13 protein-coding genes are annotated in these 15556 nt (G+C 58.9%); all 13 read right to left on the bottom strand.

The genetic code is table 11. From position 1 onward, the window contains the following. Window positions 1–27: 27 nt before the first annotated feature. Window positions 28–705, bottom strand: a complete 678-nt coding sequence (gene rpsC / locus GFJ39_RS01415) for a 30S ribosomal protein S3 (RefSeq protein ID WP_011251960.1) — start codon at window positions 703–705, stop codon at window positions 28–30. A 3-nt stretch (window positions 706–708) separates the two neighbouring features. Continuing rightward, complete coding sequence (gene rplV / locus GFJ39_RS01410; RefSeq protein WP_011251961.1) at window positions 709–1137, bottom strand: 50S ribosomal protein L22; 429 nt, start codon at window positions 1135–1137, stop codon at window positions 709–711. A 2-nt stretch (window positions 1138–1139) separates the two neighbouring features. Further along, window positions 1140–1418: a 30S ribosomal protein S19 gene (rpsS, locus tag GFJ39_RS01405; RefSeq protein ID WP_011251962.1), complete on the bottom strand. Its 279-nt coding sequence runs from the start codon at window positions 1416–1418 to the stop codon at window positions 1140–1142. Window positions 1419–1434: 16 nt separating this feature from the next. Continuing rightward, window positions 1435–2265 carry a 50S ribosomal protein L2 gene (rplB, locus tag GFJ39_RS01400; protein ID WP_141351579.1) on the bottom strand — a complete coding sequence of 277 codons (831 nt, stop codon included), beginning with the start codon at window positions 2263–2265 and terminating at the stop codon, window positions 1435–1437. 16 nt (window positions 2266–2281) lie between these two features. After that, the gene (locus GFJ39_RS01395) at window positions 2282–2578 is read right to left on the bottom strand and encodes a 50S ribosomal protein L23 (RefSeq protein WP_194285258.1); all 297 of its coding nucleotides are present in this window, start codon (window positions 2576–2578) and stop codon (window positions 2282–2284) included. Between the two features lie 41 nt (window positions 2579–2619). Beyond that, entirely contained in the window at window positions 2620–3234 is a 615-nt protein-coding gene (gene rplD, locus GFJ39_RS01390) for a 50S ribosomal protein L4 (RefSeq protein WP_011251965.1), read from the bottom strand. An 11-nt stretch (window positions 3235–3245) separates the two neighbouring features. Further along, window positions 3246–3929, bottom strand: a complete 684-nt coding sequence (rplC, locus tag GFJ39_RS01385; RefSeq protein ID WP_041110841.1) for a 50S ribosomal protein L3 — start codon at window positions 3927–3929, stop codon at window positions 3246–3248. A 10-nt stretch (window positions 3930–3939) separates the two neighbouring features. Further along, window positions 3940–4248, bottom strand: a complete 309-nt coding sequence (gene rpsJ, locus GFJ39_RS01380) for a 30S ribosomal protein S10 (RefSeq protein WP_007282720.1) — start codon at window positions 4246–4248, stop codon at window positions 3940–3942. Window positions 4249–4367: 119 nt separating this feature from the next. Beyond that, window positions 4368–5558 carry an elongation factor Tu gene (tuf, locus tag GFJ39_RS01375; RefSeq protein WP_062368211.1) on the bottom strand — a complete coding sequence of 397 codons (1191 nt, stop codon included), beginning with the start codon at window positions 5556–5558 and terminating at the stop codon, window positions 4368–4370. 115 nt (window positions 5559–5673) lie between these two features. Continuing rightward, the gene (gene rpsG / locus GFJ39_RS01370) at window positions 5674–6150 is read right to left on the bottom strand and encodes a 30S ribosomal protein S7 (RefSeq protein WP_153429226.1); all 477 of its coding nucleotides are present in this window, start codon (window positions 6148–6150) and stop codon (window positions 5674–5676) included. Between the two features lie 12 nt (window positions 6151–6162). Continuing rightward, the gene (rpsL, locus tag GFJ39_RS01365; RefSeq protein WP_011251969.1) at window positions 6163–6534 is read right to left on the bottom strand and encodes a 30S ribosomal protein S12; all 372 of its coding nucleotides are present in this window, start codon (window positions 6532–6534) and stop codon (window positions 6163–6165) included. A 375-nt stretch (window positions 6535–6909) separates the two neighbouring features. Further along, window positions 6910–11229 carry a DNA-directed RNA polymerase subunit beta' gene (gene rpoC / locus GFJ39_RS01360; RefSeq protein ID WP_153429225.1) on the bottom strand — a complete coding sequence of 1440 codons (4320 nt, stop codon included), beginning with the start codon at window positions 11227–11229 and terminating at the stop codon, window positions 6910–6912. An 80-nt stretch (window positions 11230–11309) separates the two neighbouring features. Continuing rightward, window positions 11310–15482 (bottom strand): DNA-directed RNA polymerase subunit beta, encoded by a 4173-nt coding sequence (gene rpoB, locus GFJ39_RS01355; RefSeq protein ID WP_153429370.1) that lies wholly within the window; start codon window positions 15480–15482, stop codon window positions 11310–11312. Window positions 15483–15556 lie beyond the last annotated feature (74 nt).

The following is a 15556-nucleotide window of genomic DNA, read 5'->3' as shown; positions in this document are numbered from 1 at the left end:
TGGAACTGTGAGCTTTCGCTCACAGTCTTAGCGCTGGGGAGCCTGCTCCGCAGCACGACGATCCTGTGCCAGCGGGTCATGAGCCAGGATCTCACCCTTGAAGATCCATACCTTCACACCGCAGGTGCCATACGTTGTCTTGGCGGTTGCCGTACCGTAATCGATATCCGCGCGAAGCGTATGCAGGGGAACGCGTCCCTCACGATACTTTTCGGCACGAGCGATTTCAGCACCACCCAGACGTCCACCGCAGGTGATCCGGATGCCCTGGGCACCAAGACGCATTGCGGACTGGATTGCGCGCTTCATGGCACGACGGAATGCAACACGACGTTCCAGCTGCTGAGCAATGTTCTCGGCAACGAGGGTCGCATCGATTTCCGGCTTGCGGATCTCGACGATGTTCAGCGCCACGTCGGTCTTCGCCATACGGCTCAGTTCCTTGCGGAGCGCGTCGATGTCCTGACCCTTCTTGCCGATCACGACGCCCGGACGGGCAGCGTAGATCGTCACGCGGGGCTTCTTGGCCGGACGCTCGATAACAACGCGGGACACGCCTGCGCCGGACAGCTTGCGACGCAGAAATGCACGAAGTTTCAGATCTTCATGCAGCAGACGTGCGTAGTCTTGACCGGCGTACCAGCGGCTGTCCCAGGTACGGTTGACGCCGAGCCGAAGCCCGATCGGATTGACCTTGTGTCCCATGGATCAGGCTGCCTTCTGCTCTTTGTTGGTTCCGCGAGACGGCTTCGTCTCTTCCGGTGCTTCTGCACGCTCGGCAACAACAATCTTCAGGTGGCTGAAGAACTTCTCGACGCGAGCAGAACGGCCACGGCCACGAGCGTGGAAACGCTTCATGACGATGGACTTGCCCACTTCTGCCGTCTTGACCACCAGCTGATCGACATCGAGCTGATGATTGTTCTCAGCGTTGGCCACGGCGCTCTCAAGAGTCTTCTTGACCTGCTGCGCGATACGACGACGCGAGAAGGTCAGAGCGGCGATAGCCTTGTCAGCCGGCTGGTTGCGGATCATTGCCGCGACCAGATTCAGCTTGCGCGGGCTGACGCGGATGTTGCGGGCAACTGCCTGCGCTTCCGTATCAGCGAGCGTGCGGATGTGCTTCGGCTTGCTCATTTTCAGCCCCGCTTCGACTTCTTGTCAGAGCCATGACCGGTGTAGGTCCGCGTCGGCGAGAACTCACCGAACTTGTGACCGACCATGTTCTCCGTGACCTGCACAGGCAGGAACTTGTGACCATTATAGACGCCGAACGTAAGTCCAACGAACTGCGGAAGGATCGTCGAACGACGCGACCAGATCTTGATCACTTCATTACGACCCGAAGCGCGTGACGCTTCAGCCTTGCCGAACAGATACCCGTCAACGAACGGGCCCTTCCAGACGGAACGTGCCATCTCTGTTTGCCCCCTCTTACTTGCCGGACTTACGGCGACGGATGATCAGGCTATCCGTCTTTTTGTTAACACGTGTCTTATAACCCTTGGTCGGAACACCCCACGGCGTAACCGGATGACGGCCACCAGAGGTCCGGCCTTCACCACCACCATGCGGATGGTCAACCGGGTTCATGACAACGCCACGGTTATGCGGACGACGTCCGAGCCAGCGGGAACGACCGGCCTTGCCCATGTGCTGGTTCATGTTGTCCGGGTTGGACACGGCACCAACGGTTGCCATGCATTCACCACGAACAAGACGCAGCTCACCGGACTGCAGCTTGATCTGCGCGTAGCCGGCGTCCTTGCCGACCAGCTGCGCATAGGTGCCAGCAGAACGGGCCAGCTTGCCACCGGCGCCCTGCTTCAGCTCGATGTTATGCACGATCGTTCCGACCGGCATTGCACCCAGCGGCATGGCATTGCCAGGCTTGACGTCCGTATGGGCGCCAGAAATGACGCGATCGCCAACCTTCACGCGCTGCGGAGCAAGGATGTAGGCGAGTTCGCCATCTTCATACTTGATCAGCGCAATGAACGCGGTGCGGTTCGGATCATATTCGAGACGCTCGACCGTAGCGGCCACATCGAACTTGCGACGCTTGAAGTCGACATAACGATAGGACTGCTTATGCCCGCCGCCACGGAACCGAACTGTCGTACGACCGTGATTGTTACGGCCACCGGACTTGTTCTTGCCTTCCGTCAGCTGCTTGACCGGCTTGCCCTTGAAGAGCTCGCTGCGATCAATCAGCACGGTGCCGCGCGTGCTCGGCGTCGTGGGATTAAAGTGCTTGAGTGCCATGGTATCCTACCCCGCGTCAGCCCAGCTTGGCTGTAAGGTCAATGGACTGACCTTCAGCAAGCTGTACATACGCCTTCTTGATGTCCGAGCGACGGCCAGGACGACCCTTGACGCGCTTGATCTTGCCCTTCTGGACCAGCGTGTTCACGCCGGTTACCTTCACGTTGAAGAGCTTCTCAACCGCAGTCTTGATCTGGGGCTTCGTCGCACCGGGAGCGACCTTGAACACCACCTGGTTACGCTCGGAAAGAAGCGTCGCCTTTTCGGTGATCAGCGGTGCACGGACCACGTCGTACAGGGCTTCCTGCGACATGTTCTGTGCTGTCTTGTGTGCGTTCATGACGGTATTGATGGTCATGCCAGACGCTCCTTAAGACCCTCAAGACCGGCGCGGGTGATGACCAGCACGTCGTGGTTGAGGATGTCATAGACGTTTGCACCAATGGTCGGCAGAACGTCGATCTTCGGCAGATTGGCGATTGCGCGAGCGAACTGCTCGTCAACAGCGCCATCAACGATCAGCGCGGACGTCCAGCCCAGGGCCTTGATCTTCGCTGCGGCTTCACGGGTCTTGGTGACACCGTTGGCTGCATCGAGAACGATCAGCTTGCCCTCGGCTGCCTTCTGCGACAGGGCACAGATCAGGCCAAGACGACGGACCTTCTTGGGGAGGTCATAGCCGTGGTCACGAACGACCGGACCATGGACAACACCACCCGTACGGAACTGCGGCGCGCGCAGGGAACCCTGACGGGCAGAACCCGTACCCTTCTGGCGGTAAGGCTTCTTGGTCGTGCCAGAAATCTCACCCATGCCCTTCGTACGGTGCGTACCGGCACGGCGCTTTGCGAGCTGCCAGTGCACAACACGTGCCATGATGTCAGAGCGCGGAGTGACCGCGAAAATCTCTTCCGGAAGCGCGACAGAGCCTGCGCTACCATTATCGAGGGTCTTGATATCGTATTCCATGCCCCTCGTCCTCAACCGGCGGCCGCCACTGTTGCTGCCGGATACGGCGCATCAGCATGGCGAGCCTTCTTGATTGCATCGCGAATCAGCACAAGGCCGTTCTTCGCACCAGGAATTGCACCCCTGACCATGATCAGGTTACGCTCTTCATCCACGGCAGCGATCTCAAGGTTCAGCGTGGTAACACGCTCGTCACCCATGTGACCTGCCATCTTCTTTCCCTTGAAGACCTTGCCAGGATCCTGGCGCTGGCCCGTAGAACCATGGGAACGGTGGCTGATGGAGACGCCGTGGGACGCTTCGAGACCTGCGAAGTTATGACGCTTCATAACACCCGCAAAACCCTTGCCCTTGCTCTGGCCCGTGACGTCAACTTTCTGCCCCACAACGAAGTGAGCAGCGGACAGCTTGGTTCCAGCTTCCAGCAGGGCGTCTTCAGAGACGCGGAACTCTGCCAGATGCTTCTTTGGCTCGACCTTGGTCCGGGCGAAATGGCCACGGTTCGCCTTGGTGACATTCTTCACCTTGGCATTACCAAGTCCGAGCTGAATGGCGGTATAGCCATCGCGCTCGTTCGTGCGGGCATCCACAACCTCGACATTGTCGAGGTGAAGGACCGTCACAGGCACATGCGTGCCATCTTCCTTAAACAGCCGGGTCATTCCCAGCTTCTTTGCAATCAATCCGGTTCGCATCGTCTGGACCTTAGAGTTTGATCTCGACGTCCACGCCAGCGGCGAGGTCGAGCTTCATGAGGGCGTCCACGGTCTGCGGGGTCGGCTCGACAATGTCGAGCAGCCGGCGGTGAGTCCGAATTTCGAACTGTTCGCGGCTTTTCTTATCCACGTGTGGCGAGCGGTTCACCGTGAACCGTTCGATATGCGTCGGCAGCGGGATCGGACCCCGAACCCGCGCACCCGTACGCTTCGCCGTGTTTACGATCTCCTTGGTGCTGTTGTCCAGCACGCGATGATCGTACGCCTTAAGGCGAATGCGGATGTTCTGGTTGTCCATGTTCTTGTTCGTCCAACTCAAAAATTCGGGTGTCGTCCTACTGCCATTGCCCCTGAAAGGGAACCCCGGTCAGAAAAAATCTGACCGGGGCTGTCAAAGCCAACGGCTAAACGCAGGACTTAGGCGGTGATGGAAGAAACCACACCGGCACCCACGGTACGGCCACCTTCGCGGATAGCGAAGCGCAGGCCTTCGTCCATGGCGATCGGAGCGATCAGCTCCACATCCATGGCAACGTTGTCACCCGGCATGACCATTTCCGTGCCTTCCGGCAGCGTCACGACGCCCGTGACGTCGGTCGTACGGAAATAGAACTGCGGGCGGTAGTTCGTGAAGAACGGCGTGTGACGGCCACCCTCCTCCTTCGTGAGGATGTAAGCCTCAGCCTTGAACTTCTTGTGCGGCGTGATGGAGCCGGGCTTTGCCAGAACCTGGCCACGCTCGACGTCTTCACGCTTCGTACCACGAACCAGCGCACCGATGTTGTCACCGGCTTCACCGCGATCGAGCAGCTTGCGGAACATCTCGACGCCCGTAACGGTCGTCTTGACGGTGTCCTTCAGGCCGACGATTTCGACTTCGTCACCCACGTTGACAACGCCGCGCTCGACACGGCCCGTGACAACCGTACCACGACCAGAGATCGAGAACACGTCTTCGATCGGCATCAGGAACGGACGGTCAACCGGACGCTCCGGCTGCGGGATGTAGGCGTCAACCTGCGTCATCAGTTCGAGAACGCGGTCTTCACCGATGGACGGATCGCCATCTTCCAGCGTCACAAGAGCGGAGCCCTTGACGATGGGGATATCGTCGCCCGGGAACTGATAGGAAGACAGAAGCTCACGAACTTCCATTTCCACGAGTTCGAGCAGCTCCGGATCGTCAACCTGGTCAACCTTGTTCAGGAACACGACCAGTGCCGGCACGCCAACCTGACGGGCAAGCAGGATGTGCTCGCGGGTCTGCGGCATCGGACCATCAGCAGCGGACACGACGAGGATCGCGCCGTCCATCTGAGCTGCACCCGTGATCATGTTCTTCACGTAGTCAGCATGGCCCGGGCAGTCGACGTGAGCATAGTGACGGTCAGCCGTCTCGTACTCAACGTGAGCCGTGGAAATGGTGATACCACGAGCGCGCTCTTCCGGAGCCTTGTCGATCTGGTCGTACGCGCTGTAGGTGGCGCCGCCGGTCTTAGCCAGCGTCTTGGTGATTGCAGCAGTCAGCGAGGTCTTGCCGTGATCGACGTGACCGATGGTGCCGATGTTGCAGTGCGGCTTCGTCCGCTCGAATTTAGCCTTTGCCATCGTCTTTCTCCAAAACCCCGCTCCACCTGGAACGGGAGTAAGACTGAAAGTTCAAACCAGTCAGTGCACGATCCTGAGATCGACACACTGCCGGAAGCCCTTTAACCGGTTCTGATTACCAGCGATAGTGGCTGAATGCCTTATTGGCTTCAGCCATGCGGTGCGTGTCTTCGCGCTTCTTGACAGCGGAGCCACGGTTGTTGACCGCATCCATCAGTTCGTTGGACAGACGCTCCTGCATCGTGTTCTCGCCACGCTTGCGGGAGGCATCGATCAGCCAGCGGATCGCGAGAGCCTGACGGCGCTCGGCGCGGACTTCAACCGGAACCTGATAGGTTGCGCCACCGACGCGACGCGAGCGGACTTCAACCGCAGGCTTCACGTTGTCCAGAGCCGAGTGGAACATGGCCACCGGATCTGCAGTCGCGCCGCCGCGGCGGCGCATGACTTCGAGAGCACCATAAACGATGCCTTCGGCAGTGGATTTCTTACCATCGTACATCAGCGCATTCATGAAGCGCGTAATGACGACGTCTCCGAACTTCGGATCGGGAAGGATCTCGCGCTTTACAGCGCGGTGACGGCGACTCATTCCAAATACCTCTTACTTCGGACGCTTCGCGCCATACAGCGAACGACGCTGACGACGCTTGGCGAGACCCTGTGTATCAAGCACACCACGCAGGATGTGATAACGGACGCCAGGAAGATCCTTCACGCGGCCACCACGGATCAGAACAACACTGTGTTCCTGAAGGTTGTGGCCTTCACCCGGAATGTAGCTCACGACCTCATACCCGTTGGTCAGACGCACTTTGGCGACCTTACGCAGAGCGGAGTTCGGCTTCTTCGGCGTTACGGTATACACACGCGTGCAAACGCCGCGCTTCTGCGGGCAGCCCTGCAGTGCGGGGACCTTGTTCCGCTTTGCGGCCGGCTCACGGCCGTTCGCGATCAACTGGTTGATGGTCGGCATGCGCCCTTCCCAATCCTTGTCCTATTTCAGACAGCAACATTACTGTTTCTGTCGTGACATTTGTTCCAACCGACATGCGGTAGGACCGCCTGCCATTTCCACATCGTGAAAAGGAAACAGCCTGAACTGTTCCCTTCTCTCTTTAGCGTGCGGCCTTGGCATTTTCTCCTGAGAGAATAGCGGCACCGCATGCGATTCTTTAAACTTCGTCGGCTTTTTCAGCCTTCCGGGAAGGCAGTAGCCGAGGGCGCGGAACCTACGAAGGGTTCGACGCCAAGTCAAGTGGTTCAGCCGAAATGGCCCGATTCTGCAAAGAAAGTTTCCGGAATCGGGCGCACCGGATCCCCGCCTCATTCAAAAGCGGGGATCCCTTTCTCATTCCGCTGCGTCTTCGACGGCCTTCGGAGACGTTCCACCGACACGCTGACGATCCTGGCTGGCAGCGATGCCCCGCAGACGGTTCATCACACTGCCCGTTCCTGCCGGGATCAGACGCCCGACAATCACGTTCTCCTTCAGGCCGTTGAGGGTATCCACCTTGCCCGACGTCGCCGCATCCGTCAGGACACGTGTGGTCTCCTGGAAGGAAGCCGCCGAGATGAAGGACTGTGTCTGCAGGGACGCCTTGGTGATGCCCTGCAGAACCGGCATGGCCTTTGCAGGTGTATCCCCGTTCTCCATGAGACGCTGGTTTTCGCCCTCATACTCGATACGATCCACCGTCTCGCCGATCAGGTAGGTCGAATCACCCGGCTCGAGAATCTCCACCTTCTGCAGCATCTGACGGACAATGACTTCGATGTGCTTGTCATTGATCTTCACGCCCTGCAGTCGATAGACGTCCTGGATCTCGTTGACGAGATAGTCGGACAGAGCCTCGACGCCCATGACCTTGAGAATGTCATGCGGCACGCGCGGACCGTCGACCAGCGGATCACCCTTCTGGACAAAGTCGCCTTCCTGAACGGAAACGTGCTTGCCCTTCGGAATGAGGTACTGCGTCTCTTCACCCGTATCGTCGTTCTTGACGATGACGCAGCGCTTGGATTTGTAGTCCTTTCCGAATTCGATACGGCCCTCGCCTTCGGCGATGATCGCATGATCCTTCGGACGACGTGCCTCGAACAGTTCCGCCACACGCGGCAGACCACCCGTAATGTCACGCGTCTTGGACCCTTCGCGAGGAATACGGGCCAGCACGTCACCGGCATTGACCTCGGCTCCGTTCTCCACCGACAGGATACTGTCCGGAGAGAGGAAGTAGCGGGCGTCATTGCCATTGGCGAGCTTGACGACGTTGCCGGAAGCATCCTTGAGCTGCAGGCGCGGACGCAGATCCACACCCTTGGCGGCCTGCTTGTAATCAACGACGACCTTCGAGCTCAGACCCGTGACTTCATCCATGCGCTCAACGAGCGTGATGCTGTCGATCAGATCGAGATATTCGACGGTACCAGCCTGCTCGGTGATGATCGGCAGGGTGTACGGGTCCCACTCGGCCATCTTCTGGGTCCGCGTCACCGCTTCACCTTCCGAGACCATCAGACGTGCACCGTAAGGCACACGATAGCGGGCACGTTCCACACCGTTTTCGTCGGTCAGCAGGATCTCGCAATTACGCGACATCACGACCAGAACCTTCTGAGAGTTCTCGACGACGTTACGGTTCTTGATCGTCACGATACCGTCGCGGGACGCCTCGACCATGGACTGCTCGGCGCCACGCGTCGCCGCACCACCGATATGGAAGGTACGCATCGTCAGCTGGGTGCCCGGCTCACCGATGGACTGGGCAGCGATAACACCGACAGCCTCACCGATATTGACCGGTGTACCGCGGGCCAGATCACGGCCATAGCAGTGAGCGCAGATACCGACGCGGCTGTCACACGTCAGGACAGAGCGGATATCGACGCTTTCCACGCCAGCCTTCTCGATGAGCTCGGCCTCGGCTTCCTCGATCAGCGTGTTGCGCGGCAGAATGACATCCTGCGTCACCGGATGGATCACATCCTTGGAGAGGGTACGACCCAGAATACGCTCGGACAGGGAAGCGACGACCTCGCCGCTATCCATGACCGCACGGACCGTCAGGCCGCGTTCCGTGCCGCAATCCGGCTCGACGATGATGCAGTCCTGCGCCACGTCGACGAGACGACGCGTCAGATAACCCGAGTTCGCGGTCTTCAGCGCCGTATCCGCGAGACCCTTACGGGCACCGTGGCTGGACGTGAAGTAATCGAGAACCGAGAGACCTTCCTTGAAGTTCGCGATGATCGGCTGTTCGATGATTTCGCCCGAAGGCTTCACCATCAGGCCGCGCATACCGGCGAGCTGCTTCATCTGGGCCGGCGACCCACGGGCACCGGAATGGCTCATCATCCAGACCGAGTTCGTCGGCTTGCCGATGACCTGCTTGGAGATTTCCTTGAGCATCGCGGCCTGGACTTCGTCCGTGCAGCGTGACCAGGCATCGACCACCTTGTTGTAGCGCTCGCCAGCCGTGATCAGACCGTCCTGATACTGCTGCTCGAACTCCTTGACCTCTTCCGAAGTCTTGCCGACCAGCGTTGCCTTGGCTTCCGGAATGATCATGTCATCCTTGCCGAAGGAAATGCCTGCGCGAGCCGCATGACGGAAACCAAGCCCCATCAGGCGGTCACAGAAGATCACGGCTTCCTTCTGCCCACAGTGACGATAGACCGTGTCGATCACGTCAGACACGTTCTTCTTCGTCAACTGCTTGTTGATCAGGCTGAACGGGATAGCCTGATGCTTCGGCAGGATCTGCGCAATCAACGCACGACCCGGCGTCGTCACGATCGTCTGGCGGACCGACTTGCCCTCTGCATCGATCGTCGGCAGACGCAGACGGATCTTGTCATGCAGCTTCAGGGAACCCGAAAGCATGGCATTCTCGATCTCGGCGACGTCAGAATAGGCTGGGGGAGCAGCCGTAACCACCTTCCCGTCCTTGATGACCGCTTCATCCGGTGTTTCCCGGTATTCCGGAACTTCAAGGCTCAGATAATACAGACCCAGAACGATATCCTGGGACGGCACGATGATCGGCTTGCCATTCGCGGGGCTGAGGATGTTGTTCGTGGACATCATCAGTACGCGGGCTTCAAGCTGGGCCTCAAGCGACAGCGGCACGTGAACGGCCATCTGGTCACCGTCGAAGTCGGCGTTGAACGCGGTGCAGACCAGCGGATGAAGCTGGATGGCCTTGCCCTCGATCAGCGTCGGCTCGAACGCCTGAATCCCCAGACGGTGAAGCGTCGGCGCCCGGTTCAGCATGACCGGATGCTCGCGGATCACCTCTTCGAGGATATCCCAGACTTCCGGACGCTCCTTCTCCACCATGCGCTTTGCAGCCTTGATGGTGGTCGCGTGACCGTACTTCTCGAGCTTCGAGTAGATGAACGGCTTGAACAGTTCGAGCGCCATCTTCTTCGGAAGACCACACTGATGCAGCTTCAGTTCCGGACCAACCACGATGACCGAACGGCCGGAATAGTCGACGCGCTTTCCGAGCAGGTTCTGACGGAAGCGGCCCTGCTTGCCCTTCAGCATATCGGACAGCGACTTCAGCGGACGCTTGTTGGCACCCGTGATGGCGCGACCACGACGGCCATTGTCGAACAGGGCGTCAACGGCTTCCTGCAGCATGCGCTTTTCGTTGCGGACAATGATGTCAGGCGCACGCAGCTCAATCAGCCGCTTCAAACGGTTGTTACGGTTGATGACGCGGCGATACAGGTCGTTCAGATCGGACGTCGCGAAACGACCGCCATCCAGCGGCACCAGCGGACGCAGTTCCGGCGGAATGACCGGCACGATGTCCATGATCATCCAGTCCGGGCGCGAGCCGCTTTCCACGAAGGCTTCGACCAGCTTCAGGCGCTTGACGAGCTTCTTGCGCGCGGCTTCCGAGGTTGCCTTGCGCAGCTTCTTGCGCATCATGGTCTTCTCGGAATCGCCTTCCATGACATCAGCGTCATAGTCGAACGGATCGGGCAGGCCCTTTTCCTTCGCCGCGAGGCTCAGCTCACGCTCCTGGTCGTTCGGAATACCCCAGTCATAGCTGGACAGCGCGCGCTTGATGGCTTCCGCACCGATTCCGACATCGATACCGGCATCCGGATATTCATCCAGCAGGTCTTCGCAGCGGATTTCGTCCAGCAGGTACTGATCGCGCTTCTTGCCATTCTTGTAGGAATCGATCTGGTCGGATTCACAGACGCCCTTGTCGAGCACCAGGAATTTCTCGAAGTACAGAACCGGCTCGACGTCCTTGAGCGGCAGATCCAGCATCGTGGCGATGCGGCTCGGCAGGGACTTCAGGAACCAGATATGGGCAACCGGGGAAGCCAGTTCGATATGGCCCATGCGCTCACGACGCACTTTGGCCAGCGTGACTTCCACACCGCACTTTTCGCAGACAATACCGCGGAACTTCATCCGCTTGTACTTGCCGCAGAGGCACTCGTAATCCTTGATCGGGCCAAAGATACGCGCACAGAACAGACCGTCACGCTCAGGCTTGAACGTACGGTAGTTGATTGTCTCCGGCTTCTTGATTTCGCCGTAAGACCATGACCGCACCTGCTCGCTGGACGCGAGCTGGATCTTGATCTGGTCGAAGGTCACCGACTGGCCGGTCTGACCCAGGATCTTCATGAGTTCGTTCATGCGCCGAAACCCCAATGTGTTCCGCGGCGTACCGCGGACACCTTAAAAATGAACCGTAACGAGAAGGAAGGAGCGGACAATTAAAGCCCGCTCTGCTCGAGTTCGACATTCAGGCCGAGCGACTTCAGTTCCTTGATCAGAACATTGAAGCTCTCCGGAATACCGGCTTCGAAATCGTCCTGTTCGCGAACGATTGCCTCATAGACCTTGGTACGGCCGGACACGTCATCCGACTTCACCGTCAGCATTTCCTGCAGCGTGTATGCTGCACCATATGCCTCAAGGGCCCAGACTTCCATTTCACCGAAGCGCTGACCGCCGAACTGCGCCTTACCACCCAGCGGCTGCTGCGTGACGAGCGAGTAAGGACCGATCGAACGGGCATGGATCTTGTCGTCGACAAGGTGATGCAGCTTCAGCATGTAGATATAGCCAACCGTCGTCTGACGCTCGAACGGCTCACCCGTACGACCATCGATCAGCTGCGACTGGCCCGACTTGTTGACACCGGCCTTCTCGAGCATCTCTTCGATGTCCGGGATGGAGGCACCGTCGAACACCGGCGTTGCGATCGGCAGACCCTTGCGAAGGTTGTTCGCAAGCTCAATCAGCTGCTCGTTCGGCAGGGTCGCGACATCGTCATTGAAGATCGCATCACCATAGACTTCGTGCAGGCGATCCAGAAGCTCCTGCTTGCGTTCACCGGTCCGCTGATACTCGTCCACCATATCGCCGATGCTTGCGCCGATATTCGCACAGGCCCAGCCCAGATGGGTCTCGAGGATCTGACCGATGTTCATGCGCGACGGCACACCCAGCGGGTTCAGCACGATGTCGACGGCCTGGCCATTCTCAAGGAACGGCATGTCCTCGACCGGAACAACACGGGAGACGACACCCTTGTTACCGTGACGGCCAGCCATCTTGTCACCCGGCTGAAGCTTGCGCTTCACGGCGACGAAGACCTTGACCATCTTCATCACGCCAGGCGGCAGTTCGTCACCCCGCTGCAGCTTCTCGACCTTGCTGTCGAAACGCGCATCGATCCGGCGGGTCGCTTCCTTGAACTCGCCACGCAGCTTTTCAAGCTCCGCCATGACCTCATCGGACGTGACCGTGATGGTAGCCCAAGTTGTCCGATGATGCTCGTCCAGAACCTCTTCCGTAATCGGCGTACCCGAGCGGATGCCCTTGAAGCCAACACCGGCCGTCTGACCAATCAGACGCTCACGCAGACGGTTGTAGAAGCTGCGCTCCTGAATACCACGTTCGTCGTCGCGGTCCTTGGTGAGACGCTCGATTTCGGCGCGTTCGATGGCCATCGCACGCTCGTCCTTATCCACGCCACGGCGGGAGAAGACGCGAACGTCGACAATCGTGCCCGTCGTACCGGGCGGCAGCTTCAGAGACGTGTCGCGAACGTCGGAAGCCTTTTCGCCGAAAATGGCGCGCAGAAGTTTTTCTTCCGGCGTCATCGGGCTTTCGCCCTTCGGCGTCACCTTACCGACCAGAATATCGCCTGGATTCACTTCGGCGCCGACATACACGATACCGGCCTCGTCGAGGTTACGCAGGGCCTCCTCACCGACGTTCGGAATGTCACGCGTGATTTCTTCCTGACCCAGCTTCGTATCACGAGCCATGACTTCAAACTCTTCAATATGAATCGAAGTAAAGACGTCATCACGGGCAATACGCTCGGAGATCAGAATGGAGTCTTCGAAGTTGTAACCGTTCCAGGGCATGAACGCGACGAGTACGTTACGGCCCAGAGCCAGTTCACCGAGCTCAGTGGAGGGACCATCAGCAATGATGTCGCCGGCATGAACCGTATCGCCGACCTTCACCAACGGACGCTGGTTGATGCATGTGGACTGGTTGGAGCGCATGTATTTGCGCAGACGGTAGATATCCACACCCTGCGTGGCACCAGCCTCGTCCGTGGCACGTACCACGATACGGGCACCATCGATCTGGTCGATGACACCACGACGCTTGGCAACGATGGTCGCACCGGAGTCATGCGCAACAGCAGCTTCCATGCCGGTACCGACCAGCGGGGCGTCAGCCTTCACCAGCGGCACGGCCTGACGCTGCATGTTCGCGCCCATCAGCGCACGGTTGGCGTCATCGTTCTCAAGGAACGGAATGAGCGCGGCGGCAACGGACACAAGCTGCTTCGGCGAAACGTCACAGGCCGTGACCTGATCCGGCGGAACAACGCGGAAGTCACCCGAACGGCGAACGGAAACCAGCTCCTCCGTCAGACGCCCCTGATCGTCCTGCCTGGCATCGGCCTGGGCAACGACCAGCTTTTCTTCTTCCATGGCGGAAAGATATTTCCAGCCATCCTGAAGAACGCCTTCTTCCACCAGACGATACGGCGTCTCGATAAAGCCGTACTTGTTCACCTTGGCATAGGTCGACAGCGAGTTGATCAGACCGATGTTCGGGCCTTCCGGCGTCTCGATCGGGCAGATACGGCCGTAATGCGTCGGATGAACATCACGGACTTCGAAGCCTGCACGCTCGCGGGTCAGACCGCCCGGGCCAAGCGCCGAAAGACGACGCTTGTGCGTCACTTCGGAAAGCGGGTTCGTCTGATCCATGAACTGGCTGAGCTGCGAGGAGCCGAAGAACTCACGCACAGCAGCGGCAGCCGGCTTCGCATTGATGAGATCATGCGGCATCACCGTATCGATGTCGACGGAACCCATACGCTCGCGGATGGCGCGCTCCATACGCAGCAGACCGACGCGATACTGGTTTTCCATCAGTTCGCCGACAGAGCGGACACGACGGTTGCCGAGATTGTCGATATCGTCGATCTGCCCACGGCCGTCCTTGAGATCGACCATGATCTTGATCGTCCGCAGGATATCTTCCTTGCGCAGGACACGAAGTGTATCCGGAGCATCGACATCCAGACGCATGTTCATTTTCACACGGCCGACAGCAGACAGATCATAGCGGCTCTGGTCAAAGAACAGGCCATGGAACATGGCTTCCGCCGTTTCCTTGGTCGGCGGCTCACCTGGACGCATGATGCGGTAAATATCGATCAGGGCTTCGTCACGGCAGCTGTTCTTGTCGGCAGCCAGCGTGTTACGGATCCAGGGTCCGTGCGAACCGTCAACGGACAGCAGCGGCAGTTCCGTGATCCCCATTTCCTCAAGCGCGGCAAGGCGATCTTCCGTCAGTTCTTCGCCAGCTTCGCCGTAGATCTCGCCCGTGTTCTCGTTCACGAGGTCATAGGCCAGGAAGCGCCCAAGAATATCGAGGCGACCGACCTGCACGACACGGGTCTTTTCCGCGATCTTGCGGACCATACGCGCTGTCAGCTTGGCATCAGCCTCGGCGACCACTTCACCTGTATCAGCATCCACCAGCGGGCTGAGCAACTTCAGACCACGGAATGCATCCGGATCGAACGGACGCGCCCATTCGCCACCCAGACGGGTGAACGGCACAGCCTCGTAGAAGTAGGACAGGATTTCATCCTGATCCATACCACGAATGTCGAGCCCCTCGACATCGCCACCTTCCGCAATCTTCTGCTCACGCTGAGCGAGGTAGTTTGCCCCCTCAAGCGCATAAAGAAGCGTGGTGACCGGCAGCTTGCGCTTGCGGTCGATGCGGACATAGATCAGGTCCTTGGCGTCGAACTCAAAATCGAGCCAGGAACCACGATACGGAATGACGCGGGCAGCAAAGAGGTATTTGCCCGAAGAATGCGTCTTGCCCTTGTCGTGATCGAAGAACACGCCCGGGCTACGATGCATCTGGGAGACGATGACACGCTCGGTACCATTGATGATGAAGGTGCCGTTATCGGTCATGAGCGGCATGTCGCCCATATAAACCGGCTGTTCCTTCATGTCGTGGATCGAGCGCGACCCCGTATCCTCGTCAATGTCCCACGTCGTCAGACGGAGAATGACCTTCAGCGGCGCTGCATAGGTCAGACCGCGCTGAATGCACTCTTCGACGTCATATTTCGGATCTTCGAATTCGTAGGACATGAAGTCCAGACGACCGCGACCCGCAAAATCGTTGATCGGAAAAACCGAACGGAAGACTTCCTGAAGCCCGGCATCCTGCCGGCTGTCAGGGCTCACGTTCATCTGCAGGAATGCCTCATAGGAGGCGCGCTGCACGTCGATCAAATTGGGCATCGGCGCAATTTCGGGAATACGCCCGAAACTTTTGCGGATCCTTTTGCGTCCCGTGAACGATTTGGTGATCGCGTTCATCTCTTCTGCCCTCTGCACCAGACCTTCGAGTCGCCCGCAAACGGCGCTGGAAATCTGCCCCCAGCATTGCGGAC

Origin of the sequence: Gluconobacter aidae (genome assembly GCF_009547075.1) — a bacterium.
Classification (GTDB): domain Bacteria; phylum Pseudomonadota; class Alphaproteobacteria; order Acetobacterales; family Acetobacteraceae; genus Gluconobacter; species Gluconobacter aidae.
Note: the sequence above shows the minus strand (reverse complement) of the source record. Positions and strands in the feature narration are given on the sequence as shown.